This window comes from Pseudomonas synxantha BG33R, from assembly GCF_000263715.2.
Classification (GTDB): domain Bacteria; phylum Pseudomonadota; class Gammaproteobacteria; order Pseudomonadales; family Pseudomonadaceae; genus Aquipseudomonas; species Aquipseudomonas synxantha_A.
Genome location: NZ_CM001514.1, coordinates 3,401,192 through 3,425,506, shown reverse-complemented (window position 1 = coordinate 3,425,506; position 24,315 = coordinate 3,401,192). Strand labels below are relative to the sequence as shown.

The following is a 24,315-nucleotide window of genomic DNA, read 5'->3' as shown; positions in this document are numbered from 1 at the left end:
TTCATGAAGTCGCTGTATAGGCCGACCACATCAAAATGTGGGAGGGGGCTTGCTCCCGTGACGGCCTGACAGCCGGCGCATATCCATCTGACGCTCCGAAATCCAAATGTGGGAGCTGGCTTGCCTGCGATGGCGGCCTGCCAGCCCACGCCAATCTACCTGACACTCAGCGATCCAACTGTGGGAGCTGGCTTGCCTGCGAAGACGGCCTAACAGTCAACACAGTTGGACCGTGTACATATCCATTCCTGCGGTAACGGCCACCTAGGGTTCCGCTCTGACAGCGGCTCACTTTTGAAAAGCCGGAATGCCGGCCCAGGCAAAAGTAAGCAAAACGCTCTTGCCCCACCACTCGGCACCTCGCTTAGGTTCGGCCAGCGTGGTTTAACGGGGCGCCTGAGATCAAGATCAAAAGCAGATCAAGATCAACAGCGGCTCGCTTCGCATCGTGGTTACCGTTGGCGCTACAGAGTTGTGTAGATACCTATGGCCATCGGGGCAAGCCCCCTCCCACATCGGACAGTGTTGTTCCAGGGGTTATTGCTTCCAGGCCCCAGGGTTCACCAGGTTTTGCGGTCGCTCGCCCGACAACGCCTGCAGCAGATTATCCACCGCACACTTGGCCATCGCCTCGCGCGTTTCATGGGTGGCTGAGCCGATATGCGGCGTCGCCACCACGTTGTTCAAGCGCAGCAGCGGTGATGCGTGATCCAGCGGTTCTTTCTCGAATACATCCAACCCCGCCGCGCGGATAGTGCGCTGCTGCAGAGCCTCGACCAGTGCCGCTTCGTCCACTACTTTGCCCCGTGAGATATTGATGAAGATCGTCTCCGCCCCCATCAACGCGAATTCTTGCGCGCCAATCAACTTCTCGGTTTCAGCCGTCAGCGGCAACGTCAGGCAAACAAAATCCGCTTCTTTGAGCAAGTCCTGCAAGCTTCGGTACTGCGCGCCAAAGCGCGCCTCCACCGCAGGCTTTGGCGAATGGCTGTGGTAGATCACCGGCATGCCGAAGCCAAAATGCCCACGCTGGGCCAAGGCTTCGCCGATGCGGCCCATGCCGATGATACCCAACGTCTTGCCATGCACATCGCTGCCAAAATGCGCCGGGCCGATGTTCTTGTTCCACTGGCCGGCACGCACCATGTCGGCCAACTCGACCACACGCCGGGCGGTCGCCAGGATCAGCGCAAAGCCGGTGTCGGCGGTGGTTTCGGTGAGCACATCCGGGGTGTTGCTGAGCAGGATGCCGCGTTGGGTCAGGTAATCGATGTCGTAGTTGTCGACCCCGACCGAAACGCTGGCCACTGCTTCCAGCTTGGGTGCCAGGTCGAGCAACTGGGCGTCCAGGCGCAGGCTTGCACCCAACAGGCCATGGGCGCCGGGCAGCGCATCGCGCAGTTTGGCCAGGCCGGCCTCATCCAGTGCATCGATCAGCGTGACCTCGGCCTGCTCATGCAGGCGAGCCATCAGCGGCGCGGAGAGTTTCTTGTACAACACAACGGACTTTTTCATGAGGTTTTTACCTTCAACTCCAGGGTTGGCACCGGCGAGCGGTCACTGGCGCCGGGCTTGAGGAAAATCGTCAGCACCACCGACAGCAGCAACGCGCCGCTCATCAACAGGTACGAAGCGCCAGGCGAGCCGGTGCTGCTGTTGAGGTAGCCCACCAGGTAAGAGCCACCGAACGAGCCCAGCGCGCCCATGCTGTTGATCAGCGCCATGGCGCCACCGGCGACGTTGGCCGGGAGGATTTCCGGAACGATGGCGAAGAACGGGCCATAGGGGGCGTACATGCAGGCCCCGGCGATCACCAGCAAGGTATAGGACCACCAGAAGTGCTCGGCGCCGAGTACGTAAGAGGCGTAAAACGCAATCGATGCAATCAACAGCGGTGGCCACACAAAGCGCTTACGCTTTTGTAGTTTGTCCGAGCCCCAGGACACCACCAGCATCCCGATCACCGCCGCCAGGTAGGGCAGAGCCGACAGCCAGCCGGCTTCGACCATGTCCATCTGCAAGCCGGCCTTGAGGATCGACGGCAGCCACAGCACAAAGCCATACACGCCAATGCTCCAGCAGAAGAATTGCAGGGCAAGGATGATCACCTTGGGCGAACGGAACGCCTCGGCGTAGTTCTTCACGGCCTTGATTCCCACCTGCTCGGCGGCGAGGGCGGTTTCCAGGCTGTGCTTTTCGGCGTCGCTCAGCCACTTGGCATCCTTGGGGCGCTCATCGGCCAGCTTCCACCAGATAAACGCCCACAACACCGCCGGCAGGCCCTCGATGATGAACATCCAGCGCCAGCTGAAATGCTGCACCAGGTAGCCCGACACCACCGACATCCACAGCATGGTCACCGGGTTGCCGAGGATCAGGAAGGTGTTGGCCCGCGAGCGTTCGGCACGGGTGAACCAGTGGCACAGGTACACCAGCATGGCCGGCATCACCGCCGCTTCGACCACCCCGAGCATGAAGCGGATGACGATCAGCATATAGGCGTTGGACACCACGCCGGTCAGGGTCGCCAGGCCGCCCCAGAGGATCAGGCTGACGAAGATCAGTTTCTTGACGCTGCGCTTTTGCGCGTAGATCGCCCCCGGCACCTGGAAGAAAAAGTAGCCAAGGAAAAACAGTGCGCCGAGCAGCGAGGACATGCCGGGCGTGATCATCAGGTCTTCGGCCATGCCGGACGCGGCGGCGAAGCCGTAGTTGGCGCGGTCCAGGTAGGCCAGGCTGTAGGTGATAAACACGATAGGCATGATGTACCACCAGCGACGGGTGGCGAGTTTCACGGTTTCCATGGGGTTGCTCCTGAGCTTGTTGTAGTTGTGGCAACAGGTAATGGGCTATGCAACGGATCGAGTGGGTAATTCGGCGCGGGTCGGCAAACCCTCCATATCGCCACGGCTCTGCACGGCGCGGCTGCCGATCCAGTTAGCGCGCTGCACCGCCTCGGGGAAGCTTGAGTTTTCCAGCAGGGCACTGATCATGCCCACGGCAAAGCCGTCGCCGGCGCCGACGGTGTCCACGACTTTTTCCACCTTTACGGCGGCGACAAAGCCCTGGTCCATGTGGGTGCGGTAATAAGCGCCTTCGGGGCCGAGCTTGATCGCCACGGCTTCGGCGCCCTGGTCGAGGTAGAACGCAGCGATATCCGCAGGATCTTCGAAACCGGTGAGCAGGCGGCCTTCACCCAGGCCCGGCAACACCCAGTCCGCCAGAGCGGCCAGGGCATTGATTTCGCGGATCATCTGCGTCTGGCTGGCCCAGAGCGAGGGGCGCAGGTTCGGGTCGAACGACACGCTGCGCCCGGCGTTGCGCATCTGCGTCATCAGTTCGAAGGAGAGTTCACGGGTGGCATCGGACAATGCCGGTGGAATCCCGGTAGCGTGCAGATGGCGGGCTTGCAACAACGCAGGGCTGATATCGGCGATGGACAAATGGCTGGCCGCCGAGCCTTTGCGAAAGTACTCGACCTGAGGATCAGCGCCGGCCTCTTCGCGCGACTTGAGCTGAAACCCGGTGGGATGCAACGGGTCGACGGCCACATGGCGGCAATCAATGCCTTCCTTGCCCAGCGTGTCGACCACAAAGCGTCCGAGGGAATCGTCACCGACTCGGCTCAGCCATGCCACGTTGAACCCCAGGCGCGACAAGCCAATCGCGACATTGCTGTCGGCGCCGGCAATGCGTTTGTGAAACTGCGCGACCTGGGCCAGATCGCCGGTCTGCTCGGCGACAAACATCGCCATGGTTTCACCAAACGACAGGATATCGATCTCAGACATGGGCGTTCTCCACGCGGGGTTGGCCAAGGCAGGCGAGGGTGGCGACTTGTTGCGCAGTGACCTCGACCAGATCATCGCCCTGCAACGGAAATTCCACCGCCCGCGTAATACCTTGAGTCATATGCTTGAGCAGTTGTTCCCACAGATGCAGGTCGGTGGCGCCGGGTGGCAAGGCCACCAGCTTGCCGTCCGGGCGACGGGCCACGGCCTTGCAATGCAGGTAGTCCACATGCCGGCCCAGCAGGCGTGCAGCGGTCAGCGCAGATTGGTCTTGCCACTGCCAGTTGCCGATATCGAAGGTCATCTTCACCGGCAGGCCCAGGCGTTCGACCTCGGTGAAAAACCGTTGCATGGGTTCAATACGCCCACCGTGCAGGGTCTGATCGTTTTCCACCAGCAGCTTGACCGGGTGACGGTTGAGCAAGGCGTGCAGGCTTTCCAGGTCGTTTGTGTCGGTGAAGTAACCGAGCGAGACCTTCAGCCAGCCCGAGCCAAAGGCCTGGGCGCTGTCCAGGGTGGCGGCCAGCTCGGCATTGGGCTGCGCACGGCCGGCGACCCACAGCTCCAAGGGCGAGGAAAAGACTGATTCCAGGCCCTGTTCAGCGGCGGCTTGGGCCAGTTCGGCGGGTTGTTCGCGGGTCAGCAACTCTTCCCGCCATTCGATGCGCTGGGCACCGGCGGCGTTGAGTAGCGCGACAAAACTCAATTGGCCCTGCTGGCGGACGAGGTCGGCGCCGTAGCTGGAAAGGCTGATGGAGACGGGGTATTTATGCATTGTTGTTTACCTCTGAAACCGGTTTCATTTTTATACGCAAAACAAAATGTGGGAGCGGGCTTGCTCGCGAAGGCGGTGTGTCAGTCAGCGCAAGAGTGGCTGATCTATCGCGTTCGCGAGCAAGCCCGCTCCCACAGGGGATTGTGTCGAGCCGCGGATAATCAGCTCGGGTAAAAAATCCAGGGTGCGCGTGGGGGCGGTATCGCCGCGCAGACGCTTGAGCAAACAGTCAAAAGCGCTGGCACCAATCGCTTGCGTCGGCTGGGCGAGGGCGGTGATGCCGTTACCCACCAGCGGGTACCAGTCCAGGTCATCCAGGGCAATCAGGCCCACATCGGTGAACAGCTCGCAACCCAATGCCTTGAGCGCACGTGTGCAGGCCAGCGCAGCAACACCGTTGGCGCAAAACAGCGCCTTGGGGCCGGGCTTGGCGAGAAAGGCTTGCAGACGTTTTTCCAGTTCGCCGTTCAGCTCAACCACGGCACCGGTCAACGCCGGGCGTTTGGCAATCTCGGTGGTGAAACTCTCCAGGCGCTCAAGGCGCGAGCTGGTGCCATCGGTGGCTTCGCTCACCAGCAGCACGTCGCGATAACCCTGTTGCTCAAGATGCTCTAGCGCAATACGTACCGCTGCCGGGTTGTCCAGCCCGACCAGGTCGCTGTGCAACGGCTCGACCTTGCGGTCCACCAGCACCAGCGGCATTTCCCGTTGCAGTTCCAGCAGTTGGTCGAGGTGGTGGCCGAGGGTGTTCACGATCAACCCTTCGATGTTGTACGAGCGCAGCGCTGCCAGGTGTTGGCGCTCCTGTTCGTCATCGCGGTCGGTGTTGCACACCACCAGGCTGTAGCCGTGCTGGCGGCAGGCGGTTTCGACGCCGTGCATCACGGCAATGGAATAGGGGTTGCGGATATCGGCCACCAGCATACCGATCAGGCGCGTGCGCCCACGCTTGAGGCCGCGGGCCATCTGGTTGGGGCGATAGCCGAGTTCGTCGATAGCCTGTTCGATACGCAGGGCGATGGCATCGGAGAGCAAGGCGCGGTCATCGCCGATGAAGCGCGACACGCTGGCCTTGGACACGCCAGCGCGCTCGGCGACATCGAGCATGGTCACGCGGCTGCGCTGGGCGGCGGAAAAGTTGTTCACGGCCATTGACCTTCTGTTCTTATTGGAATGACTGAAACCGGTTTCAGGAAACCATTAAAGTAGGAAAGTCGTCAAGAAATTGTAGGACGTGACCGGATGACCGGGTATTCAGCGAAACACGCTCACCCAGGTTGCAGCTAGCAGCACCAGCGCCATCGCGCGATTGAACCATTGCATGGCGTGGGCCGACCGCACTATCCGGGCTGAACCCGAGCCCAGCAGTGCCCACAGACCCAGGCAGGGAAGTGAAATCAGAAAAAACACCAATGACAGGTACATCACCTGGCTCTCGCGTTGCGCGCCAGTACCCGCAAATACGCTCACCACTGCCAGCGCCATCATCCAGGTCTTGGGGTTGACCAATTGCAGCGCTGCGGCACCGGACAGGCCCAAGGGTTTTTGCCTGGCATCGGCCTGGATGGCTTGAGCCGGGGCGCTGAAGATTCGCCAGGCCAGGACACTCAGCCAGGCTACGCCGACCCATTGCATCGCGGTTTGCACCTTGGGCATTTGCACCAGCGACTGACCGATCCCGCAGCCCACCAGCAGCACGATCCCCGCAGCTCCCGCGCAGGCACCGAAAATGATCGGCAGCGCAGCCTTGAAACCGTAACGGGCGCTGTTGCTCAGCACCAGGATATTGGTGGGGCCGGGGGTAATGGAGGCGACGCATGCAAACAGCATGAAAGGGAACAACGTGGACTGCATGGCGGGGAGACTCCGGTATACCAATCGATGGAGTCGAGCTTCACAAACCTACGCGCTACCTGTCTGGAAGATTTGAGCAACGCTTGCGATAGGCCGCCGGGGTCAGGCCGTAGGCGCGCATAAACCAGCGGCCCAGGTGGCTCTGGTCGGCAAAGCCCAGCAGAGTGGCCACTTGCGCTGGCGGTTCGCCTTTAGCCAACAAGTGCCGGGCACGCGCCAGGCGCAGTTGCACCAGATAAGCATGGGGTGCCAAGCCGAAGGCGCTCTTGAAGGCACGGGTCAGGCGGAAACGGTCGACGTTGCAGGCTCGCGCGAGTTCATCCATACCCACGTCGTGATGCAGATGTGCATGCAGATATTCCCGGGCCTTGTGGGCCACCTGTGGCAGACGCGGGTCTGGGTGATAACGGGTGCGCCAGTAAAGTTGGCCGGTGATGAGCTCCAACAACTGGTCCATCGCACGCTGGCGCACGATGCGCAATTCGCTGCTATGCAGCGACTGGAACGCTTGGCTGGTGGCCAACGCCAGGCGTGGGTCGCAGATCAAGGTATTGGCAAAGCTCAACTGGCTGTTGGCAGGCGCCTCTTCAAACACCGCACTCACTTCCCGCGCCAGCCATTGCGGGTTGAGGTAGAGCATGTGATAGGTGAAGCCATCTACCGTTGGTGCGTCGCCGTCATGCAACTCGTCGGGCTCCAGCAGGAACACCTGGCCGGGTACGCTGTTATGGCGGGTGCGGCGGCAATTGAACTGCTGCACGCCTTGTTCGGTGACGCCGATCAGGTAGCTATCGTGCCAATGGGGGTCGTAGGCGTGGCCTTCAAAATGCGCGCGCAACGTCTCGATGCCGGTGTCGGCGTCCTGGGAAAGGTCGATCCAATTGTGCGCGGTCATAAACCACCGAGATGGAAAAGTTAAGTGTATTCATGCTCGGCGGTTGTGTGAGCGTCTAGAAGGTTTGTGCAGCCCTAGCCGAACAGGCCGGCGGCGATGTTGATCGAAAAGCCCAGGATGGCGGTATTGAATAGAAATCCGATCAACGATTGCCCCAACACCACTTTACGCAGGCCACGGGTGGCGACGCCCACATCCGAGGTTTGTACGGCCACGCCAATGGTGAAGGAGAAATACAGGAAGTCCCAATAATTGGGCGTGAGCAAGCCTTCGGCAAAACGCAAGGCCGGTTCCTTACCTGGCCAAGTGTAATAAAGCCTAGCGTAGTGCACGCTGAAAATCACCCCGATCAGCAGCCATGAGCCGATCACCGTCAGCCCGGTAAAGCCGTAGTGCAGCAGGCGCTCGGAGGTGGCCAGGTCTTTGCTGCCGACCAGTTCGAAGGTAATGGTCGCTAGGCTGGCGATGGCGGCGATGCACACCATGAACAGCACCAAGCCGGCGTTCTCGTCTTCGATTTCGGCGATGCGTTTGACGTCTTCGGCCTTGGCGCGAATGGTCAGCCACAGCATCAGTATCAGGTAGGTCCAGACTCCGGCGTTCCAGCCGATCAGGATTTTGCTGGCGAGGGTGTCGGCCGGTACCAGAATGCCCACGGCAAGGCCCAGTACGGCTGCGGACGAGAGGCGAGGGTGGGTGCGGGCGAGGAAGGGCATGGCGGCTCACAGATAAGTATGTGTGAGCACCATAGCTCATTCGGGTGTACCTGATCATGAATGCAATCAATAACCCTGTGGGAGCTGGCTTGCCTGCGATAGCGTTGGTTCAGGCAACACTTATGTCGCCTGTGCCGCCGTCATCGCAGGCAAGCCAGCTCCCACATTTGGGAGCGGCGTTGATCAGTTTGGTTTATGGCGCTTGCGCACCAGCTTCATCACCACCACGAAGAACACCGGCACAAACACCACCGCCAATGTCGCCGTGATCATCCCGCCAATCACACCGGTACCAATCGCCTGCTGGCTGGCCGAACTGGCCCCGGTGGCAATTGCCAGCGGCACCACGCCGAGGATAAACGCCAGGGACGTCATGATGATCGGCCGCAATCGCAACCGCGCCGCCTTCAAGGTGGCGTCGATCAAGTCCTCGCCCTGGTCATATAGGTCCTTGGCAAACTCGATGATCAGGATCGCGTTCTTCGCCGACAGGCCGATGATGGTGATCAAGCCGACCTTGAAGAACACGTCGTTGGGCATCCCGCGAAGCGACACGGCCAACACCGCGCCCAGTACCCCCAGTGGCACCACCAGCAATACCGAGGTTGGGATCGACCAGCTCTCGTACAGCGCCGCCAGGCACAGGAACACGATCAGCAATGACAGGCCCAACAGCAGCGGTGCCTGGGAGCCGGACAAGCGCTCCTGCAAGGACAACCCGGTCCATTCCTGGCCCAGGCCGGCGGGCAACTGGCTGACCAGGCGCTGGATTTCTTCCATGGCCTCGCCGGTGCTGTGCCCCGGCGCCGCTTCACCGCTGATGGCGATGGCCGGGTAGCCGTTATAGCGGGTCAACTGCGTCGGGCCTTGGGTCCACTTGGCTTCGACAAACGCCGACAGCGGCACCATCTTGCCGGCGTTGTTGCGCACGTTGATCTTCATCAGGTCGGCCACCTGGCTGCGCTGGTCGCCTTCGGCCTGCACCACCACGCGCTGCATACGGCCCTGGTTGGGAAAGTCATTGACGTAAGCCGAGCCGATCGCGGAAGACAGCACATTGCCCACATCGGCGAACGACACGCCCAAGGCATTGGCTTGCTTGCGGTCGACTTCCAGCTGCACTTGCGGGGCTTCGGCCAGGGCGCTTTCGCGCACGTTGGCCAGGATCGGGCTTTTCGCCGCCGCGTCCAGCAACTCGGTACGTGCAGCCATCAACCCGGCGTGGCCAACGCCGCCACGGTCCTGCAGGCGGAACTCGAAACCACTGGAGGTGCCGAGGCCGTCCACCGGCGGAGGCAGGATCGCGTAGGCAATCGCATCCTTGAGGTCGCCAAAGGCCATGTTGGCGCGGTCGGCAATCGACGCCGCCGAGTCATCGCTGCCGCGTTCCGACCAGTCTTTGAGCGTGGTAAACGCCAGCGCCGCGTTCTGCCCGGAACCGGAGAAACTGAAGCCCATGATCATGGTGGTATCACCCACCCCAGGCTCCCCGGCATTGTGTGCCTCGATCTGTTCGGCCACCTGCACCGTACGGTTCTTGCTGGCGCCGGGTGGCAACTGGATATCGGTGATGGTGTAACCCTGGTCCTCCACCGGCAGGAACGAGGAGGGCAGGCGGCTGAACAACAGCCCCATGCCGACCAGCAATACCAGGTAGATCAGCAGGTAGCGGCCGCTGCGCTTGAGGGCATAGGCCACCCAGCCTTCATAGCGATTGGTGAGTTGGTCAAAGCGCTTGTTGAACCAGCCGAAGAAACCACCCTTGGCATGGTGCTCGCCCTTGGCAATCGGCTTGAGCAAGGTGGCACACAGGGCCGGCGTCAAGGTCAGGGCCAGGAACGCCGAGAACAGGATCGAGGTGGCCATCGACAGCGAGAACTGCTGGTAGATCACGCCCACCGAGCCCGGCATGAATGCCATCGGCAAGAACACCGCCACCAGCACCAGGGTAATACCGATGATGGCGCCGGTGATCTGGCCCATGGCTTTCTTGGTCGCGTCCTTGGGCGACAGGCCCTCGGTGGCCATGATGCGCTCGACGTTTTCCACCACCACGATGGCATCGTCCACCAGGATGCCGATGGCCAGCACCATGCCGAACATGGTCAGCACGTTGATCGAGAAGCCCAGTAGCAACATGGTGGCAAAGGTGCCCATCAGCGCAATCGGCACCACCAGCGTGGGGATCAGGGTGTAGCGCACGTTCTGCAGGAACAGGAACATCACCGCAAACACCAGCGCCATGGCCTCAAGCAAGGTGTAGACCACCTTGGTGATCGAGACCTTGACGAATGGCGAGGTGTCGTACGGAATCTTGTATTCCACATTGGCCGGGAAGTAGCGCGACAGTTCATCCATCTTCGCCCGCACCAAGGTTGCGGTACTCAGCGCGTTGGCGCCCGGCGACAGCTGCACGCTGACGGCGGTGGAGGGCTTGCCGTTCAGACGCGTGGAGAACTGGTATTCCTGGCTGCCGACTTCCACGCGCGCCACATCGCCGATGCGCACGGTGGAGCCGTCGGGGTTGGCCTTGAGCACGATGTCGGCAAACTCCGCCGGGGTCGACAATTGCCCCTTGACCAGGATCGCCGCGGTGATTTCCTGGGTGTTGGTGCCCGGCAAGTCACCAATGCTGCCTGCCGAGACCTGGGCGTTCTGCGCACTGATTGCAGCGTTGACGTCCGCTGGCGTGAGGTTGAAACCGATCAGCTTCTGCGGGTCGATCCAGATACGCATCGCCCGCTCGGCGCCATACAACTGGGCCTTGCCGACGCCGTCCAGGCGCTTGAGTTCGTTCATCACGTTGCGCGCCAGGTAGTCGCTGAGCGCAACGTCGTCGAGTTTGCCGTCGTTGGAGGTCAGGGTCACCAGCAGCAGGAAGCCGGCGGAGACTTTTTCCACCTGTAAGCCTTGCTGGGTAACCGCTTGCGGCAGGCGCGGCTCGACCACCTTGAGGCGGTTCTGCACATCCACCTGGGCCATTTCCGGGTCGGTGCCCGGCTGGAAGGTCGCGGTGATCGTCGCCGAACCCAGGCTGCTCTGGGATTCGAAATACAGCAGGTGATCAGCGCCGTTGAGCTCCTGCTCGATCAGGCTGACCACGCTTTCGTCCAGGGTCTGGGCCGAGGCACCCGGGTACACCGCGTAGATTTCCACCTTCGGTGGCGCGACGTTGGGGTACTGGGCCACCGGCAACTGCGGGATGGCCAGGAAACCGGCCAGCAGGATAAACAGGGCCACCACCCAGGCGAAAATCGGGCGGTCAATAAAGAACTGCGGCATGACGGGTTATTCCTTTACGAGCGGGCTGTCGTCCACTTCAACTTTTTCGCCGGGGCGTGCATGTTGCAGGCCCTCGACGATAATGCGATCGCCTGGCTTGAGGCCGCTGCTGACGATCCAGCGATCTTCGATCACCGCGCCCAATTCCACCGGCTGCTGGCTGACGGTCTGCTCGGCGTCCAGCAGCAGCACCATCGGGATGCCGGCGCTGTCACGGGTGATGGCGCGTTGCGGCACGCTGATGCCTTGCTTGTCGACCGCCTGCTCCAGGCGTACCCGTACAAAGCTGCCGGGCAACAGGTCGAGGTCCGGGTTGGGGAACTCGCTGCGCAAAATGATTTGCCCGGTGCCTGGGTCGACGCTGATCTCGGCGAACAGCAGTTTGCCCGGCAACGGGTACAGGCTGCCGTCGTCCTGGATCAGGGTGGCCTTGGCCTGGTCCTGGCCGACCTGTTTCAGGCTGCCGGCACGAAAGGCGCGGCGCAGGTCATTGAGCTCACGGGTGGACTGGGTGAGGTCGGCGTGGATCGGGTCCAGTTGCTGGATGATCGCCAGCGGCGTGGCTTCGTTCTGGCCGACCAGCGCGCCTTCGGTCACCAGGGCACGGCCGATGCGCCCGGAAATCGGCGCGGTCACGGTGGCATAGCCCAGGTTCAGCCTGGCGCGCTCGACGGCAGCCTTTTGCGCAGCAACCTCTGCGTTGGTCTGGCGCAGGGCGGCGCGGGCGTTGTCGTATTCCTGGCCGCTGATGGCGTTGCCTTCAACCAACTGGCTGTAGCGCTGCTCTTGCAGGCGGGCCTGGAACGCATTGGCTTCGGCCTTGCTCAGGTTGGCCTGGGCGCTGTCCAGGTCGGCCTTGAAGGGCGCCGGGTCGATGCGCAACAGCACGTCGCCCTGTTTCACATCGTGACCTTCCTTGAACACACGCTGCATGACCACACCGGCCACTCGGGCACGCACTTCGGCAATGCGCGGCGCGGCGATACGCCCGCTCAGTTCGCTGGTAATGGACAGGGGCTTGGCCTGCAGGGTTTCGATGCGCACTTTGGCCAGGGGCATTTCCGGCGCCTCGTCTGCAGACTGACCACACGCGCTCAGCGCCAGTGTGAGGGCCAACAGGCAAAACGGCGCAAATAGATTCTTCGACATGCTCTTATCCCAATATTGACTGGCGCATCCTAGAGTCACCTGCGCCGTGGTGCTGTGAAGCTGTGTAGGTCGTGTGTGAAGAAGTGTAAGGTACGGCCCATAGTCGGCTGGGGGCGTATATCCTTGCACAATCCTGCAATTATTGAAGATTCAATGTGGGAGGGGCCTGCCCCCTCCCACATGGGATTTGTGTACGACTTATCAGTGTATTTTCTGGAAACACCCTATGCCCAACATCCTTCTGGTCGAAGACGACGCCGCACTTTCCGAGCTGATTGCCAGCTACCTGGAACGCAATGGCTATCACGTCAGCGTGCTCAGCCGTGGCGACCACGTCCGCGAACGTGCGCGTCTGAACCCACCGGACCTGGTGATCCTCGACCTGATGTTGCCGGGCCTGGACGGCCTGCAAGTCTGCCGCCTGCTGCGCGCCGACTCGGCGGGCCTGCCGATCCTGATGCTGACCGCCCGCGACGACAGCCACGACCAGGTGCTGGGCCTGGAAATGGGGGCCGACGATTATGTGACCAAACCCTGCGAGCCGCGCGTGCTGCTGGCCCGGGTGCGCACGCTGTTGCGCCGTAGCAGCCTCTCCGAGCCTCAGGTGGCCAACGACCGGATCATCATGGGCAACCTGTGCATCGACCTGTCGGAACGCACCGTCACCTGGCGCGAGCAGGCGGTGGAGCTGTCCAGCGGTGAATACAACCTGCTGGTGGTACTGGCGCGCCACGCCGGTGAAGTGCTCAGCCGCGACCAGATCCTGCAACGCCTGCGGGGCATCGAGTTCAACGGTACCGATCGCTCGGTGGACGTGGCCATTTCCAAGTTGCGGCGCAAGTTCGACGACCACGCCGGCGAGGCGCGCAAGATCAAGACCGTGTGGGGCAAGGGCTATCTGTTCAGCCGCTCCGAGTGGGAATGCTGAACCATGTTCCGTGTGCTGCTACGCCTCTACCTGATCACTATCGTCACCTACAGCGCAGCCATCTTTCTGATTCCCAAGCTGGTGATCCAACTGTTCGAACACCGCTACATGGACTACAACATCGAACAGTCCCGCGGCCTGCAAAAGCTGATGGTCAAGCAATACCAGCGCGCACCCGTGGAACACTGGTCCCAGGTGACCGACCAGTTGAGCCGCGATTTTGCGCCATTGAAGGTTGAACTGTTGCTGCGCCAGGACGCTCGCTATACGCCGCAGGAAGAACAACTGCTGGAGCAAGGCAAGTCGGTGATCCGTCTGGGCGAGTGGGGCTGGATGGAAGAAATCAGCTCGCCGATCAACCAGCAGTTCGCGGTCAAGCTGACCATTCCGCCGGACCCGCTGGACATGAACCTGCTGTACTGGTCGATGAACGTGCTGATCGGCGCGGCGCTGCTGGCGTGCCTGCTGGTGTGGCTGCGTCCTCACTGGCGAGACCTGGAGCGCCTCAAAAGCACCGCCGCGCTGTTGGGCAAGGGCCACCTCGGGGAGCGTACGCGCCTTCCGCCCAGCTCCAGCATCGGCAGCCTGGCGACGGTGTTCGACACCATGGCCGACGATATCGAGCACCTGCTGAACCAGCAGCGCGACTTGCTCAATGCGGTCTCCCACGAACTGCGCACACCGCTCACCCGCCTGGATTTCGGCCTGGCGCTGGCGCTTTCCGAAGACTTGCCCCAGGCCAGTCGCGAGCGCCTGCAAAGCCTGGTGGCGCATATTCGCGAGCTGGATGAGCTGGTGCTGGAGTTGCTGTCCTACAGCCGCCTGCAAAATCCCGCGCAATTGCCCGAACGGGTCGAGGTTGCGCTCGATGAGTTTATCGACAGCGTGCTGGGCAGCGTCGACGACGAGCTGGAAAACCCCGAGATTGTCATCGACGTGGCGCTCGACTGCACCGTGGAGCGCTTCAGCCTCGACCCGCGCCTTACCGCCCGTGCCTTGCAGAACCTGCTGCGCAACGCGACGCGCTATTGCGACAAACGCATTCAGGTTGGGGTCAAGGTGTGTCCCAACGGCTGCGAAATCTGGGTGGACGACGACGGCATCGGCATACCGATGGACCAGCGCGAACGCATCTTCGAGCCGTTCTACCGCCTGGATCGCAGCCGCGACCGCGCCACCGGCGGTTTTGGCCTGGGCCTGGCAATCAGCCGACGTGCCCTGGAGGCCCAAGGCGGCACGTTGACGGCCCTGGCATCGCCCCTTGGCGGTGCGCGGTTCCGGGTGTGGTTGCCCAGCCAGGCCGATTAGAAAAACCGCGGGGAAGGGCGCACACTGTGCGCCCCGCTTTACCCGAGGAGAGATTGGCAATGTCTGGTGTCCACACGTCTGCTCAACAGGGTTTCTCTACCCAGGCTGTCACTTACGCTCAGGGGCGCCCTGATTACCCCCGGCAACTCACCGGCTGGCTGGCCGACGCGCTGGGCATCGATGCTCAATCGACGGTGGTTGACCTCGGTGCCGGTACTGGCAAGTTCACCCGTTTGCTCTGCAGCCTGGCGCCGACGGTGATTGCGGTCGAACCGGTAGCGGCCATGGGCGCGCAGTTGTCCAAGCTGTTGCCGGATGTACGTTTGCTCGACGGCACCGCCGAATCCATCCCCCTGGCGTCCGCCAGTGTCGACGCACTCGTGTGTGCCCAGGCGTTTCACTGGTTCTCGACCCGCGCTGCACTGGCAGAGATCCACCGCGTGCTCAAGCCAAAAGGGTGCCTGGGACTGGTGTGGAACGTGCGCGATGAATCGGTGGACTGGGTGGCGGCGATCACCGAAATCATCACGCCTTACGAGGGCGACACCCCACGTTTTCATACCGGGCACTGGCGCGTACCCTTTACCGGTGAGTATTTTCGCGCGCCGCAAAAAACCTGTTTTGCCTACCACCATGTGGGCAGCCCACAGGAAGTGATCATGGATCGTTTTCTCTCGGTGAGCTTTATCGCCGCGTTGCCAGCCGCGCAAAAGGCCACGGTCACCGCGCAACTGCGCACGCTGATAGACACCCATCCCGCCCTGCGAGGCCGTGACACCGTGGCCTTCCCGTATCAGACCCAGGCTTATCAATGTGAACGGCTAAGCTAAAAGGTATAAATTCAGATCATATTGATATAAGTGGTTATAAGAAAAATCGCTATCCTGCGCCCAGAAATTTATAAGGCCGCAGGTAGCTGTAATGGATGTGGGTAATTTTGGTTTCGTGGTTGCCGGCCTGATCGTGGGTTTTATCGTGGGTATGACCGGTGTCGGTGGTGGCTCGCTGATGACGCCGATTCTGTTGTGGTTCGGTATCAACCCGGCCACCGCGGTGGGCACTGACTTGCTGTATGCCGCCATCACCAAGTCCGGTGGTGTGCTGGTGCACAGCAAGAACCGCAATATCGACTGGACCATCACTGGCTGGCTGACCTTGGGCAGTGTGCCGGCGGTGCTTTTGACGCTGTGGTTCCTTGCCAGCCTGCACACCGACCCCAGCGCGATGAATGCGGTGATCAAGCAGGCGCTGGGCTTTGTGCTGTTGCTGACCGCATTGGCGATCCTGTTCAAGAAAAGCCTGTTGGCCTTTGCTCAGCGACATGCCGGTGATGACTACCACATGCGCCCGCGCAACCTGAACGCCCTGACCGTGGTGACCGGCGCGGTCCTCGGCACCATGGTCGCCCTGACGTCCATTGGCGCCGGGGCCCTCGGCACGGTGGCGCTGTTTATCCTGTATCCGTTCCTGGCCACGCGCCGTCTGGTGGGCACCGAAATTGCCCATGCCGTGCCCCTGACCCTGGTGGCGGGCCTGGGCCACGCGAGCATGGGCAATATGGACTGGCATCTGCTGGGCTTCTTGCTGATAGGTTCGTTGCCGGGGATCTACTTCGGCAGCCATATGACCGGCAAGATCTCAGACAGCGTGTTACGTCCGTGCCTGGCGGTCATGTTGATGGCTGTGGGGTACAAGCTGGCGTTCTGAGCCGCATGTGCTCCAAATGTGGGAGGGGGCTTGCTCCCGATGGCTGCCTCAGGGGCGACCAGGATGTTGGATTAGACCGAGTACATATCCGTTATTTAGGTAACGGCCGCTATTGGTTCCGCTTTTACAGCGGGTCACTTTGGAAAAGAGCCCCAAAGTAACCAAAGGGCTCTTGCCCCACCACTCGGCACCTCGCCTAGGCTCGGTGTGCCCGTAATCCGCCATGGATTTGGGGGGCCGCCGCCACGCGCCATCCATGGCGCGGGGCGGCTAAACCGGCATCCCTGCCGGTTTACCCCCCAAATCCCTGTCGAATTCCGGCCAGCGTGGTTTGACGGGGCGCCTGAGATCAAAAGCAGATCAAGAGCAAGAGCGGCTCGCTTCGCATCGTGGTTACCGTAGGGGGGCTGCGAACTGAAGTTGTGTAGATACCTATGCCCCGATGAGGGAGTGTCAGTAAATACATTCAGGACTGACCCACCGCTATCGGGAGCAAGCCCCCTCCCAGAGTTTGACCCAGATCAACTTCAGGACTTCGCCGGGCCGTTGCCGATTTGCCACACAAACGGTGGCTCTGTCCCGTTGATCACCCAGTCGCCCACGATCCGCGCCTTGTAGATCACCGGATTGTGCGAAGACACCGTCCGTGCGTTGCGCCAATGCCGGTCCAGCGCCTTGCCTTGGCGCACATCCGAGGCCCCTAAGGCGTTGAACAACTGGCTGGTGGCACGCTGGATCAAATCCGAAACCACCACTTGCGCCGTCGCCGACTCAATCTCAGCCGCCACATTGGCTTCGCGTTCGGCCACGTCATTGCCGCCAAAGCGCGCCAGATAAGCCTGTTGCGCCGGCACTGCGGCCTTCAACGCGCTGGCCTGGGCGGCGTATACCAACGCGGCGACTTCGCCCACCACCTGTTGCACCTGCGCATCCTGGCTGACGTGCGTTGCATTGCCATGGCTGTAGATGCGCTGGCGGTTGCGCACCTGGTGGGCCACGTCGCTGAGCGCAGCGCGACCGATACCGGCCAGTGTCGCCAGCAACACCAGTTGGTAGAACGCAGTCTGGTATTTGAAGCGGGTGGCAAAGTCGATCAGGTTTTCAGTTTCCACCACCGCGTCGGTAAACCGCGAGGTGCCGCTGCCGGTGGTGCGCTGGCCAAAGCCGTCCCAGTCATCGCTCTGCACCACGCCTGGCTGATGGGTGCGGGTGGCGGCGATCACGGCGGCGCCGGTGTCGCTGCGTTGAGCGTAAACATCGATCCAGTCCGAGAACAGGCTGCCGGTGCTGTAGAACTTTTCGCCGTTGAGTTTCCAGTGGTCGCCGTCAGGGCTGACCTGGGTCACCACCTCACCGATGGCCACCGTGCCGATTTCGGTCCAGGCGCAGCCGACGATATCGCCATCGACAAAACGCTTGAACCACAGATCACGGCTTGCGCCGGGTGGCGCATTCAGGCGGTCTTCGGCAAATGCGAAGTGCCCGCGCAGGGCCTGGGGCACGTTGGAATCAGCCGCCGCCAGTTCAATCAGCAGTTCAAACAACTGCGGCAGTGACGCGCCATCGCCGCCGTATTCCACTGGCACCCGCACCGCGCCAAAGCCAGCGTCCTTGAGCCATTGAATCGGTTCATGGGGCAGTGTGCGGCTGTGCTCGCGCTCAACCGCACCCTCGGCGATGCGCTGGAAGATCGGCCGAAAACGTGCGGCCAGCGCAGGGTAATCGGCGCCGGTAGACAGTGGGTTGATGACGTGCTGTTCAGTCATGGGTAGGGCTCCTGGCAGTGATCGAATGTGCTGGAGATTGCACAGTCCGTGCCGGGACTTTGCTCCCCTGTTTGCGGTGCGAGAGGGTGATTGGGTGTTGCTCCTGCAACAGCAGATCGACAAACCGCTGCGATCGGTGACATTGCCAGCAGGCTGATCAGATATCCGATTTTTTAACGCAGCGCCCATGGCGCGGGCATTTGCGGGTGACTGGCACGCTTGCTGCGTAAGCCACATGACATCCTTTTGTGCGAGGTACCGTCCGATGAGTCAGCAAGCCGTGAAATTTGCCTATTGGGTGCCCAACGTCAGCGGTGGGCTGGTGGTCAGCAAGATAGAACAGCGCACTCACTGGGGCATCGACTACAACCGCAAGCTTGCGCAGTTGGCCGAGGCGGCCGGCTTCGAATATGGCCTGACGCAAATTCGCTTCACCGCCGGTTACGGCGCCGACAACCAGCATGAGTCCGTCGCGTTCAGCCATGCGTTGCTGGCGGCGACCACCACGCTCAAGGTGATCGCGGCGATCCTGCCCGGCCCTTGGCAGCCGGCGTTGGCAGCCAAACAACTGGCGACCATCGACCAGCTCACCAACGGGCGCATCGCGGTGAATATCGTCAGTGGCTGGTTCAAGGGCGAATTCCAGGCGATCGGCGAACCCTGGCTGGAACACGACGAACGTTATCGCCGCTCCGAGGAATTTATCCGCGCCCTCAAAGGCATCTGGACCCAGGACGATTTCACTTTCAAGGGCGACTTCTACCGCTTCAACAATTACAGCTTGAAACCCAAACCGCTCGGCCAGCCGGAAGTGTTCCAGGGCGGCAGCTCACGGGCGGCGCGGGGCATGGCGGCACGCGTGTCGGACTGGTACTTCACCAACGGCAACACGCCCGAAGGCATCAAGGCCCAGGTTGACGACATTCGCACCAAGGCTGGCGCCAATCACCATTCGGTGAAAGTGGGTGTAAACGCCTTCGTGATCGCCCGCGACACCGAAGAAGAAGCCCGCGCCGTACTCGCCGAAATCATCGAAAAAGCCGACCCCGAAGCGGTGCATGCGTTTGGTGATGCGGCCAAACAGGCGGGCAAGGCCTCACCGGAAGGCGAGGGCAACTGGGCCAAGTCCAGCTTTGAAGACCTGGTGCAATACAACGACGGCTTCAAGACCAACCTGATCGGCACGCCGCAGCAGATCGCCGAGCGCATCGTTGCGCTCAAGGCCGTGGGCGTGGACCTGATACTGGCCGGCTTCCTGCATTTTCAAGAGGAAGTCGAATACTTCGGCCAACGCGTCTTGCCGCTGGTACGCGAGCTGGAAGCCAAGGCCGGGGTCAAGCAGGTGGCTTAAACAGCACCCCGGCCTGCAATGCCTGGGGTCGATCCAGGGCACCGCCGAGTATCTGTTCGACATCGCTGTACGTTCTGGGGCGTGCGACCTAGTGCTGGAGGATGCGCTTTTCCAGCCGAATAGCGGCGGTGTGATCCTCGTAATAGTCATTTATCAGCGCAAAGCGGCGGTAGCCATTGCGCTCGTACAGCGCCAGGGCACCGGGGTTGTCGATGCGCACCTCCAGGCGCAGGTAGGCGCAATCATGTTCCAGGGCGCAGGCCTCGATGCGCGTCAGCAATTGCTTGCCCAGGCCCATACCGCGCGCATGTTCGGCGATGGCGATGGAGTACAGGCGGGCCAGTGAAGTGCCGCGATGGAACAACACCAGTGCATAACCGAGCAATTGCGCGTCGTTTTCCGCTACCAGTAACTGGCCATGGGCACGGCTGATCATCCACTGGAAACTGCGCGGTGAGAGCCGGTCGGTGGTGAAACAGTGGTGTTCCAGTGCGACCAATTGAGGCCCATCAGCGGGGGTTGCAACGCGAAAGGAAAGAGCCATATAACCGCCGTAAAAGTTACGTAACGAAACGGGACTTATCTAAAAGATCGTGCTTAATAGAAAAGGTCGAGTTCTCTAAAGCGGATCAAATATTATGTCAGCGGTACAAGGTCATTGGCGTGAAGTATCCGAGCAAAACGTCGCGGCGACAATAACTTCCAGCGGTTATTTATCGGTCGCCACCAAAGCGTCCAAGCAAGTGGTGATCATTGTCGAACGCAAGGAAGATTGGGCCTCCTACTTTCCCAGCGAAGACATCGTGACGGCCCAGGAATACCTTGAGCAAACCCGTGAAAGCGAGACGGGCAAACGTGTGCAGGTCATCAACCTGTGCCGCAGTTACAAGTACCTGGGCCATGGTTACTACTGCTCATTGCTGGCCGAAGCGCGCGGGCACAAGGTGATTCCGTCGGTGCGCACCATCAGTGAACTGACTAAAAAGTCGCTGTATGGCTTGTCACTGGACGACCTGGATAAAACCCTCGATAAAGCCCTGAGTCATCACCTTTACAGCAATACCGAAGGCTTTATCCTGACACTTTATTTTGGTCGAACCAATATAGAACCGCTGCAAGAGCTGGCCCGCCAGTTATTTGAAACCTTTCCGTGCCCGATCTTGTTAGTTGAGTTTCGCAAACACAATGGCTGGCATATCGACGGGGTTAAGTCCGGCGTGTTGCACAAGTTGCGCGATGACCAGGAGGATCAGTTCGCCCACGCCCTCGACAACTTCAGCCGCAAGGTCTGGCGCCAGCCGCGCTCACGCCGTTTGGCGCGGTATGACCTGGCGATTCTGCACGACCCTCAGGAGCAACTGCCACCGTCCAATGCCCGCGCCCTGGAAAACTTTGTGCGGGTCGGCAAGAGCCTGGGCATCGATGTGGAGTTGATCGAGCGCAAGGATTATTCACGTCTGGCCGAGTACGACGCCTTACTGATCCGCGAGACCACCAGTGTCGACAACCATACCTACCGCTTCGCCAAAAAAGCCGAAAGCGAAGGCCTGGTGGTGATGGACGACCCGGCGTCGATCCTGCGGTGCACCAACAAGGTTTACCTCACCGACCTGCTCAACAGCCATCAACTGGGCATGCCTGCCACCGAGATTCTCTACAAGGAGCGACCGGAAGACTTCGAAAGGGTCGGCGAGCGCCTGGGCTTCCCGCTGGTGTTGAAGATCCCCGACGGTTGCTTCTCGCGCGGCGTGATGAAGGTGCAAAGCCAGGAAGCCCTGCTCAAGGCCACCGCCGAGTTGTTTGAACATTCGGTGCTGTTGCTGGCCCAGGAGTTTTTCTACACCGAGTACGACTGGCGCATCGGTGTGCTCAACCGCAAGCCGATCTTCGCGTGCCAGTACTTCATGTCCAAGGGCCATTGGCAGATTTATAATCACAAGGCTATCGGCCTGGATATCAACGGCGAATGCCGCACCCTGGCGGTCCATGAAGCGCCCAAGGCGGTGGTGGAACTGGCGGTAAAGACCGCCAACCTGATCGGCGACGGCCTCTACGGTGTTGACCTCAAGCAGTCCGGCGACAAGGTGGTGGTGATCGAGGTCAACGACAACCCGAACATGGACGCCGGTATTGAAGATGCCTATCTGCAAGACGACCTGTATGCGCTGGTGCTGGAGGAGTTCGTGCGACGCCTGGAGCTGAAACGCCAGGGTCAGGGCTGGTGACGATGGGGGCGGGGTTGATGGTGTTCGGGCTCAAGCGCATCGCTGGCGGCGCCAGTCATGCGTGAACACTGATTTCCCCTGTGGGAGCTGGCTTGCCTGCGATGCCGGCGTCTCGGTGTGTCAGTGACACACCGTCGATGCCATCGCAGGCAAGCCAGCTCCCACAGGTTATGCGTCGGTGTGCGGTTGCAGTGTCAGCACCTCAAACCCGTCTGTCGTCACCGCCACAGTATGTTCCCACTGCGCCGACAGGCTGTTGTCCTTGGTCACCACTGTCCAGCCGTCCTTGAGGTCGCGCACCTTGGCGCTGCCCTGATTGAGCATTGGCTCGATGGTAAACACCATGCCTTCGCGCAGTTCCAGCCCGGTGCCGGGGCGGCCGAAGTGCAGCACTTGGGGGTCCTCGTGCATCTGCCGGCCGATGCCGTGGCCGCAATACTCACGTACTACGCTGTAGCCGTTGGCCTGTGCATGGCTCTGGATCGCATGGCCGATATCGCCCAGTCGTGCGCCGGGGCGAACCTGGCGAATGCCGGCCCACATGGCTTCAAAGGTCTGTTCCACTAGACGCCTGGCCTTGGGCGCCACGTTACCGATCATGTACATCTTGCTGGAGTCAGCGATAAACCCGCCTTTCTCCAGAGTGATATCGATGTTGATGATGTCGCCGTCTTTCAACACCTCCTTGGCGCTGGGCATGCCATGGCACACCACTTCGTTGATCGAGGTGTTGATGCAAAAGGGGTAGTCGTATTGCCCAAGACTCGCCGGGCGGGCTTTGAGCTCGTTGCGGATGAAGGCCTCGACGGCGCTGTCCAGCTCCAGGGTCGAGCGCCCGGCGGCGACAAAACCGTCGAGCATGCTGAATACCTGGGCCAGCAGGCGCCCGGATTCGCGCATCACCGCCAGTTGTGCGGGGGTCTTGATCATCAGCCGCGCCCTCGGATGAGGTCGGGTTTGTCCAGCAGCAGCTTGTTGATCAGTTCGTTGTAGGGCAGGTGTGGGTTGAGTTCGGCCAGCAGGCCGATCTTGATCCAGAACTCGGCCTGGGCATTGATTGAGCGGTCCATGGCGGCGCTGGCCAGGCGTAGCTATTCGTGCAGTTGGTCGGTGATCTTGACGATGCCCATGGCGTTCACTGTGTTGGAGGGATATACAAAGCGTATACGTTTTGTATGTTCATCGTAAAGTCCAGCCGGCTAAATGGCGACAGGCCATTGACTTGTCCAACCACCGCCGGTTAATTTCGTTGCATGACATTTCAAGCCTTGCGCCGCCAGCCGAGCATTATTATTACCGCCATTCCTCATTTGGCGGGATAGCACACGGCTGCACCCAAACCCGCCCTAGAGGCGGGTTTTGTTTTTCCGACTCCTGGGCAGCACACCAACACCAGGAGACGCCCATGAGTTCCCACAGCGCCGTGCAACCTGCCGCCGATACAGGATTGCTTGAGCACTACGTGAAAAAGATCCTCGCCGCCCCGGTTTACGACGTGGCGGTGCGCACGCCCTTGCAGCCGGCGCCTGCGCTATCCGCGTTACTGGGCAACCAGATACTGCTCAAACGCGAAGACCTGCAACCGACCTTTTCCTTCAAGATTCGTGGCGCCTACAACAAGCTGGTGCAACTGAGCGATGAGCAGAAAGCCTGTGGCGTGGTGACCGCCTCTGCGGGTAATCATGCGCAGGGCGTGGCGTTGGCTGCGCGGGAACTGGGCATCAAGGCGCGTATCGTCATGCCTTGCAGCACGCCGGAATTGAAGGTGCTGGGCGTGCGTTCCCGGGGCGCCGAGGCAGTGCTGCATGGCGAGAGCTTTGCGTTTGCCCTGGCCCACGCGTTGCAGCTGACCGAGGTGGCGGGTTGCACCTTTGTTTCGCCGTTCGATGATCCCGATGTGATCGCTGGCCAAGGCACAGTGGCCATGGAAATACTGCGTCAACAGCAAGGCCCGCTGCACGCGATCTTCGTACCGGTGGGCGGCGGTGGCTTGATCGCCGGAATCGCGGCGTACGTCAAATACCTGCGTCCCGAAGTACGCATCATCGGTGTGGAACCTGAAGGTTCCAGTTGCCTGCTGGCTGCATTGCGCGCTGGTGAGCGGGTAGTGCTGCCCAGCGTCGACGGGTTTGCCGATGGCACCGCGGTCGCACAGATCGGCGCCTACGGTTTCGAGATCTGCCGGGACTGGGTGGATGAAGTCGTCACCGTGAGCAACGACGAATTGTGCGGTGCCATCAAGCTGATCTACGACGATACCCGCTCCATCACCGAACCGTCTGGCGCACTGGCCGTAGCGGGCATTCGCAAATACGTGGCTGAGCGGGGTGTGCGCGGCCAGACCCTGGTGGCGGTAAATTCGGGGGCGAATATCAACTTTGATAGTTTGCGTTATGTTGCAGAAAGAGTCGTGGCACTCGGTCCGGTCTGATTTGAAACGATGGGTTAAACGTTTAATCGAGGCGGTTTGGCGATGATTTATACAGAACTTATAGTTCAAATTTTAATTATATAAAACCGCTGTTGGCTTATGAGGAATGGTTACAACGCAGCTTGATTTAGCCGAGT

General features: G+C 61.0%; 20 protein-coding genes and 1 pseudogene. 7 read left to right on the top strand and 14 right to left on the bottom strand.

Features of this window, described 5'->3' with window-relative positions:
* Positions 1 to 537: 537 nt before the first annotated feature.
* The 10 genes from PSEBG33_RS12390 to PSEBG33_RS12435 all read right to left on the bottom strand — a co-directional run bounded on the left by PSEBG33_RS12390 (position 538) and on the right by PSEBG33_RS12435 (position 12,462).
* Positions 538 to 1,515 (bottom strand): bifunctional glyoxylate/hydroxypyruvate reductase B, encoded by a 978-nt coding sequence (locus tag PSEBG33_RS12390; protein WP_005788632.1) that lies wholly within the window; start codon positions 1,513 to 1,515, stop codon positions 538 to 540.
* Positions 1,512 to 2,804, bottom strand: coding sequence for an MFS transporter (locus PSEBG33_RS12395; RefSeq protein ID WP_005788630.1), 1,293 nt, complete (start codon positions 2,802 to 2,804; stop codon positions 1,512 to 1,514). Before PSEBG33_RS12395 ends, PSEBG33_RS12390 begins: the two co-directional genes overlap by 4 nt.
* A gap of 45 nt (positions 2,805 to 2,849) precedes the next feature.
* A complete protein-coding gene (locus PSEBG33_RS12400; protein ID WP_005788628.1) occupies positions 2,850 to 3,791 on the bottom strand; it encodes a sugar kinase in 942 nt (313 codons plus the stop codon).
* Entirely contained in the window at positions 3,784 to 4,566 is a 783-nt protein-coding gene (locus tag PSEBG33_RS12405) for a sugar phosphate isomerase/epimerase family protein (RefSeq protein ID WP_005788626.1), read from the bottom strand. Before PSEBG33_RS12405 ends, PSEBG33_RS12400 begins: the two co-directional genes overlap by 8 nt.
* 84 nt (positions 4,567 to 4,650) lie before the next feature.
* Positions 4,651 to 5,712 (bottom strand): LacI family DNA-binding transcriptional regulator, encoded by a 1,062-nt coding sequence (locus PSEBG33_RS12410; RefSeq protein WP_005788624.1) that lies wholly within the window; start codon positions 5,710 to 5,712, stop codon positions 4,651 to 4,653.
* Positions 5,713 to 5,820: 108 nt separating this feature from the next.
* Positions 5,821 to 6,420 (bottom strand): LysE family translocator, encoded by a 600-nt coding sequence (locus PSEBG33_RS12415; protein WP_005788622.1) that lies wholly within the window; start codon positions 6,418 to 6,420, stop codon positions 5,821 to 5,823.
* 55 nt (positions 6,421 to 6,475) lie between these two features.
* Complete coding sequence (locus PSEBG33_RS12420) at positions 6,476 to 7,315, bottom strand: AraC family transcriptional regulator (RefSeq protein WP_005788620.1); 840 nt, start codon at positions 7,313 to 7,315, stop codon at positions 6,476 to 6,478.
* 74 nt (positions 7,316 to 7,389) lie between these two features.
* On the bottom strand, positions 7,390 to 8,031 hold the full coding sequence (locus tag PSEBG33_RS12425; protein ID WP_005788617.1) for a DUF1345 domain-containing protein: 642 nt from the start codon (positions 8,029 to 8,031) through the stop codon (positions 7,390 to 7,392).
* 183 nt (positions 8,032 to 8,214) lie between these two features.
* Positions 8,215 to 11,313, bottom strand: a complete 3,099-nt coding sequence (locus PSEBG33_RS12430) for an efflux RND transporter permease subunit (protein WP_005788615.1) — start codon at positions 11,311 to 11,313, stop codon at positions 8,215 to 8,217.
* Positions 11,314 to 11,319: 6 nt separating this feature from the next.
* The gene (locus PSEBG33_RS12435; RefSeq protein WP_005788613.1) at positions 11,320 to 12,462 is read right to left on the bottom strand and encodes an efflux RND transporter periplasmic adaptor subunit; all 1,143 of its coding nucleotides are present in this window, start codon (positions 12,460 to 12,462) and stop codon (positions 11,320 to 11,322) included.
* Between the two features lie 226 nt (positions 12,463 to 12,688).
* Between PSEBG33_RS12435 and PSEBG33_RS12440 the strand changes: the two genes are divergently transcribed.
* The 4 genes from PSEBG33_RS12440 (at position 12,689) to PSEBG33_RS12455 (ending at position 16,405) form a co-directional block, all read left to right on the top strand.
* A complete protein-coding gene (locus PSEBG33_RS12440) occupies positions 12,689 to 13,390 on the top strand; it encodes a response regulator transcription factor (RefSeq protein ID WP_005788610.1) in 702 nt (233 codons plus the stop codon).
* Positions 13,391 to 13,393: 3 nt separating this feature from the next.
* Complete coding sequence (locus PSEBG33_RS12445; protein WP_005788609.1) at positions 13,394 to 14,698, top strand: ATP-binding protein; 1,305 nt, start codon at positions 13,394 to 13,396, stop codon at positions 14,696 to 14,698.
* Positions 14,699 to 14,757: 59 nt separating this feature from the next.
* On the top strand, positions 14,758 to 15,528 hold the full coding sequence (locus tag PSEBG33_RS12450; protein WP_005788608.1) for a class I SAM-dependent methyltransferase: 771 nt from the start codon (positions 14,758 to 14,760) through the stop codon (positions 15,526 to 15,528).
* Positions 15,529 to 15,619: 91 nt separating this feature from the next.
* Entirely contained in the window at positions 15,620 to 16,405 is a 786-nt protein-coding gene (locus tag PSEBG33_RS12455; RefSeq protein ID WP_005788606.1) for a sulfite exporter TauE/SafE family protein, read from the top strand.
* A gap of 527 nt (positions 16,406 to 16,932) precedes the next feature.
* Here the strand turns inward: PSEBG33_RS12455 and PSEBG33_RS12460 are convergent.
* Positions 16,933 to 18,171, bottom strand: a complete 1,239-nt coding sequence (locus PSEBG33_RS12460) for an acyl-CoA dehydrogenase family protein (protein WP_005788604.1) — start codon at positions 18,169 to 18,171, stop codon at positions 16,933 to 16,935.
* Positions 18,172 to 18,436: 265 nt separating this feature from the next.
* On the opposite strand from PSEBG33_RS12460, the gene sfnG reads away from it, so the two are divergent.
* Complete coding sequence (gene sfnG, locus PSEBG33_RS12465) at positions 18,437 to 19,522, top strand: dimethylsulfone monooxygenase SfnG (RefSeq protein WP_005788602.1); 1,086 nt, start codon at positions 18,437 to 18,439, stop codon at positions 19,520 to 19,522.
* Between the two features lie 91 nt (positions 19,523 to 19,613).
* On the opposite strand, the pseudogene PSEBG33_RS12470 reads toward sfnG, so the two are convergent.
* A pseudogene (locus PSEBG33_RS12470) lies at positions 19,614 to 20,066 on the bottom strand (GNAT family N-acetyltransferase); the annotation flags it as partial.
* Positions 20,067 to 20,160: 94 nt separating this feature from the next.
* Here PSEBG33_RS12470 and PSEBG33_RS12475 point away from each other — a divergent pair.
* Positions 20,161 to 21,747 carry a RimK family alpha-L-glutamate ligase gene (locus tag PSEBG33_RS12475; protein WP_005788599.1) on the top strand — a complete coding sequence of 529 codons (1,587 nt, stop codon included), beginning with the start codon at positions 20,161 to 20,163 and terminating at the stop codon, positions 21,745 to 21,747.
* Between the two features lie 168 nt (positions 21,748 to 21,915).
* Here the strand turns inward: PSEBG33_RS12475 and map are convergent, their stop codons facing one another.
* Both map and PSEBG33_RS28015 read right to left on the bottom strand, forming a co-directional pair.
* Positions 21,916 to 22,677 carry a type I methionyl aminopeptidase gene (gene map, locus PSEBG33_RS12480; RefSeq protein ID WP_005788596.1) on the bottom strand — a complete coding sequence of 254 codons (762 nt, stop codon included), beginning with the start codon at positions 22,675 to 22,677 and terminating at the stop codon, positions 21,916 to 21,918.
* Positions 22,677 to 22,832 (bottom strand): ParD-like family protein, encoded by a 156-nt coding sequence (locus PSEBG33_RS28015; RefSeq protein WP_232289435.1) that lies wholly within the window; start codon positions 22,830 to 22,832, stop codon positions 22,677 to 22,679. The genes map and PSEBG33_RS28015 overlap by 1 nt, the downstream gene beginning before the upstream one ends.
* A gap of 320 nt (positions 22,833 to 23,152) precedes the next feature.
* On the opposite strand from PSEBG33_RS28015, the gene ilvA reads away from it, so the two are divergent.
* The gene (ilvA, locus tag PSEBG33_RS12485) at positions 23,153 to 24,178 is read left to right on the top strand and encodes a threonine ammonia-lyase, biosynthetic (RefSeq protein WP_005788592.1); all 1,026 of its coding nucleotides are present in this window, start codon (positions 23,153 to 23,155) and stop codon (positions 24,176 to 24,178) included.
* Positions 24,179 to 24,315 lie beyond the last annotated feature (137 nt).

Bases quoted from the DNA above. Each gene is read 5' to 3' on its own strand.
- PSEBG33_RS12395 (WP_005788630.1), bottom strand. From the start codon at position 2,804: ATGGAAACCGTGAAACTCGCCACCCGTCGCTGGTGGTACATCATGCCT.
- PSEBG33_RS12450 (WP_005788608.1), top strand. From the start codon at position 14,758: ATGTCTGGTGTCCACACGTCTGCTCAACAGGGTTTCTCTACCCAGGCT.
- PSEBG33_RS12475 (WP_005788599.1), top strand. From the start codon at position 20,161: ATGTCAGCGGTACAAGGTCATTGGCGTGAAGTATCCGAGCAAAACGTC.
- PSEBG33_RS12400 (WP_005788628.1), bottom strand. From the start codon at position 3,791: ATGTCTGAGATCGATATCCTGTCGTTTGGTGAAACCATGGCGATGTTT.
- PSEBG33_RS12435 (WP_005788613.1), bottom strand. From the start codon at position 12,462: ATGTCGAAGAATCTATTTGCGCCGTTTTGCCTGTTGGCCCTCACACTG.
- PSEBG33_RS12405 (WP_005788626.1), bottom strand. From the start codon at position 4,566: ATGCATAAATACCCCGTCTCCATCAGCCTTTCCAGCTACGGCGCCGAC.
- sfnG (WP_005788602.1), top strand. From the start codon at position 18,437: ATGAGTCAGCAAGCCGTGAAATTTGCCTATTGGGTGCCCAACGTCAGC.
- PSEBG33_RS12455 (WP_005788606.1), top strand. From the start codon at position 15,620: ATGGATGTGGGTAATTTTGGTTTCGTGGTTGCCGGCCTGATCGTGGGT.
- PSEBG33_RS12415 (WP_005788622.1), bottom strand. From the start codon at position 6,420: ATGCAGTCCACGTTGTTCCCTTTCATGCTGTTTGCATGCGTCGCCTCC.
- map (WP_005788596.1), bottom strand. From the start codon at position 22,677: ATGATCAAGACCCCCGCACAACTGGCGGTGATGCGCGAATCCGGGCGC.
- PSEBG33_RS12390 (WP_005788632.1), bottom strand. From the start codon at position 1,515: ATGAAAAAGTCCGTTGTGTTGTACAAGAAACTCTCCGCGCCGCTGATG.
- PSEBG33_RS12430 (WP_005788615.1), bottom strand. From the start codon at position 11,313: ATGCCGCAGTTCTTTATTGACCGCCCGATTTTCGCCTGGGTGGTGGCC.
- PSEBG33_RS12420 (WP_005788620.1), bottom strand. From the start codon at position 7,315: ATGACCGCGCACAATTGGATCGACCTTTCCCAGGACGCCGACACCGGC.
- PSEBG33_RS12425 (WP_005788617.1), bottom strand. From the start codon at position 8,031: ATGCCCTTCCTCGCCCGCACCCACCCTCGCCTCTCGTCCGCAGCCGTA.
- PSEBG33_RS12440 (WP_005788610.1), top strand. From the start codon at position 12,689: ATGCCCAACATCCTTCTGGTCGAAGACGACGCCGCACTTTCCGAGCTG.
- PSEBG33_RS12460 (WP_005788604.1), bottom strand. From the start codon at position 18,171: ATGACTGAACAGCACGTCATCAACCCACTGTCTACCGGCGCCGATTAC.
- ilvA (WP_005788592.1), top strand. From the start codon at position 23,153: ATGAGTTCCCACAGCGCCGTGCAACCTGCCGCCGATACAGGATTGCTT.
- PSEBG33_RS12445 (WP_005788609.1), top strand. From the start codon at position 13,394: ATGTTCCGTGTGCTGCTACGCCTCTACCTGATCACTATCGTCACCTAC.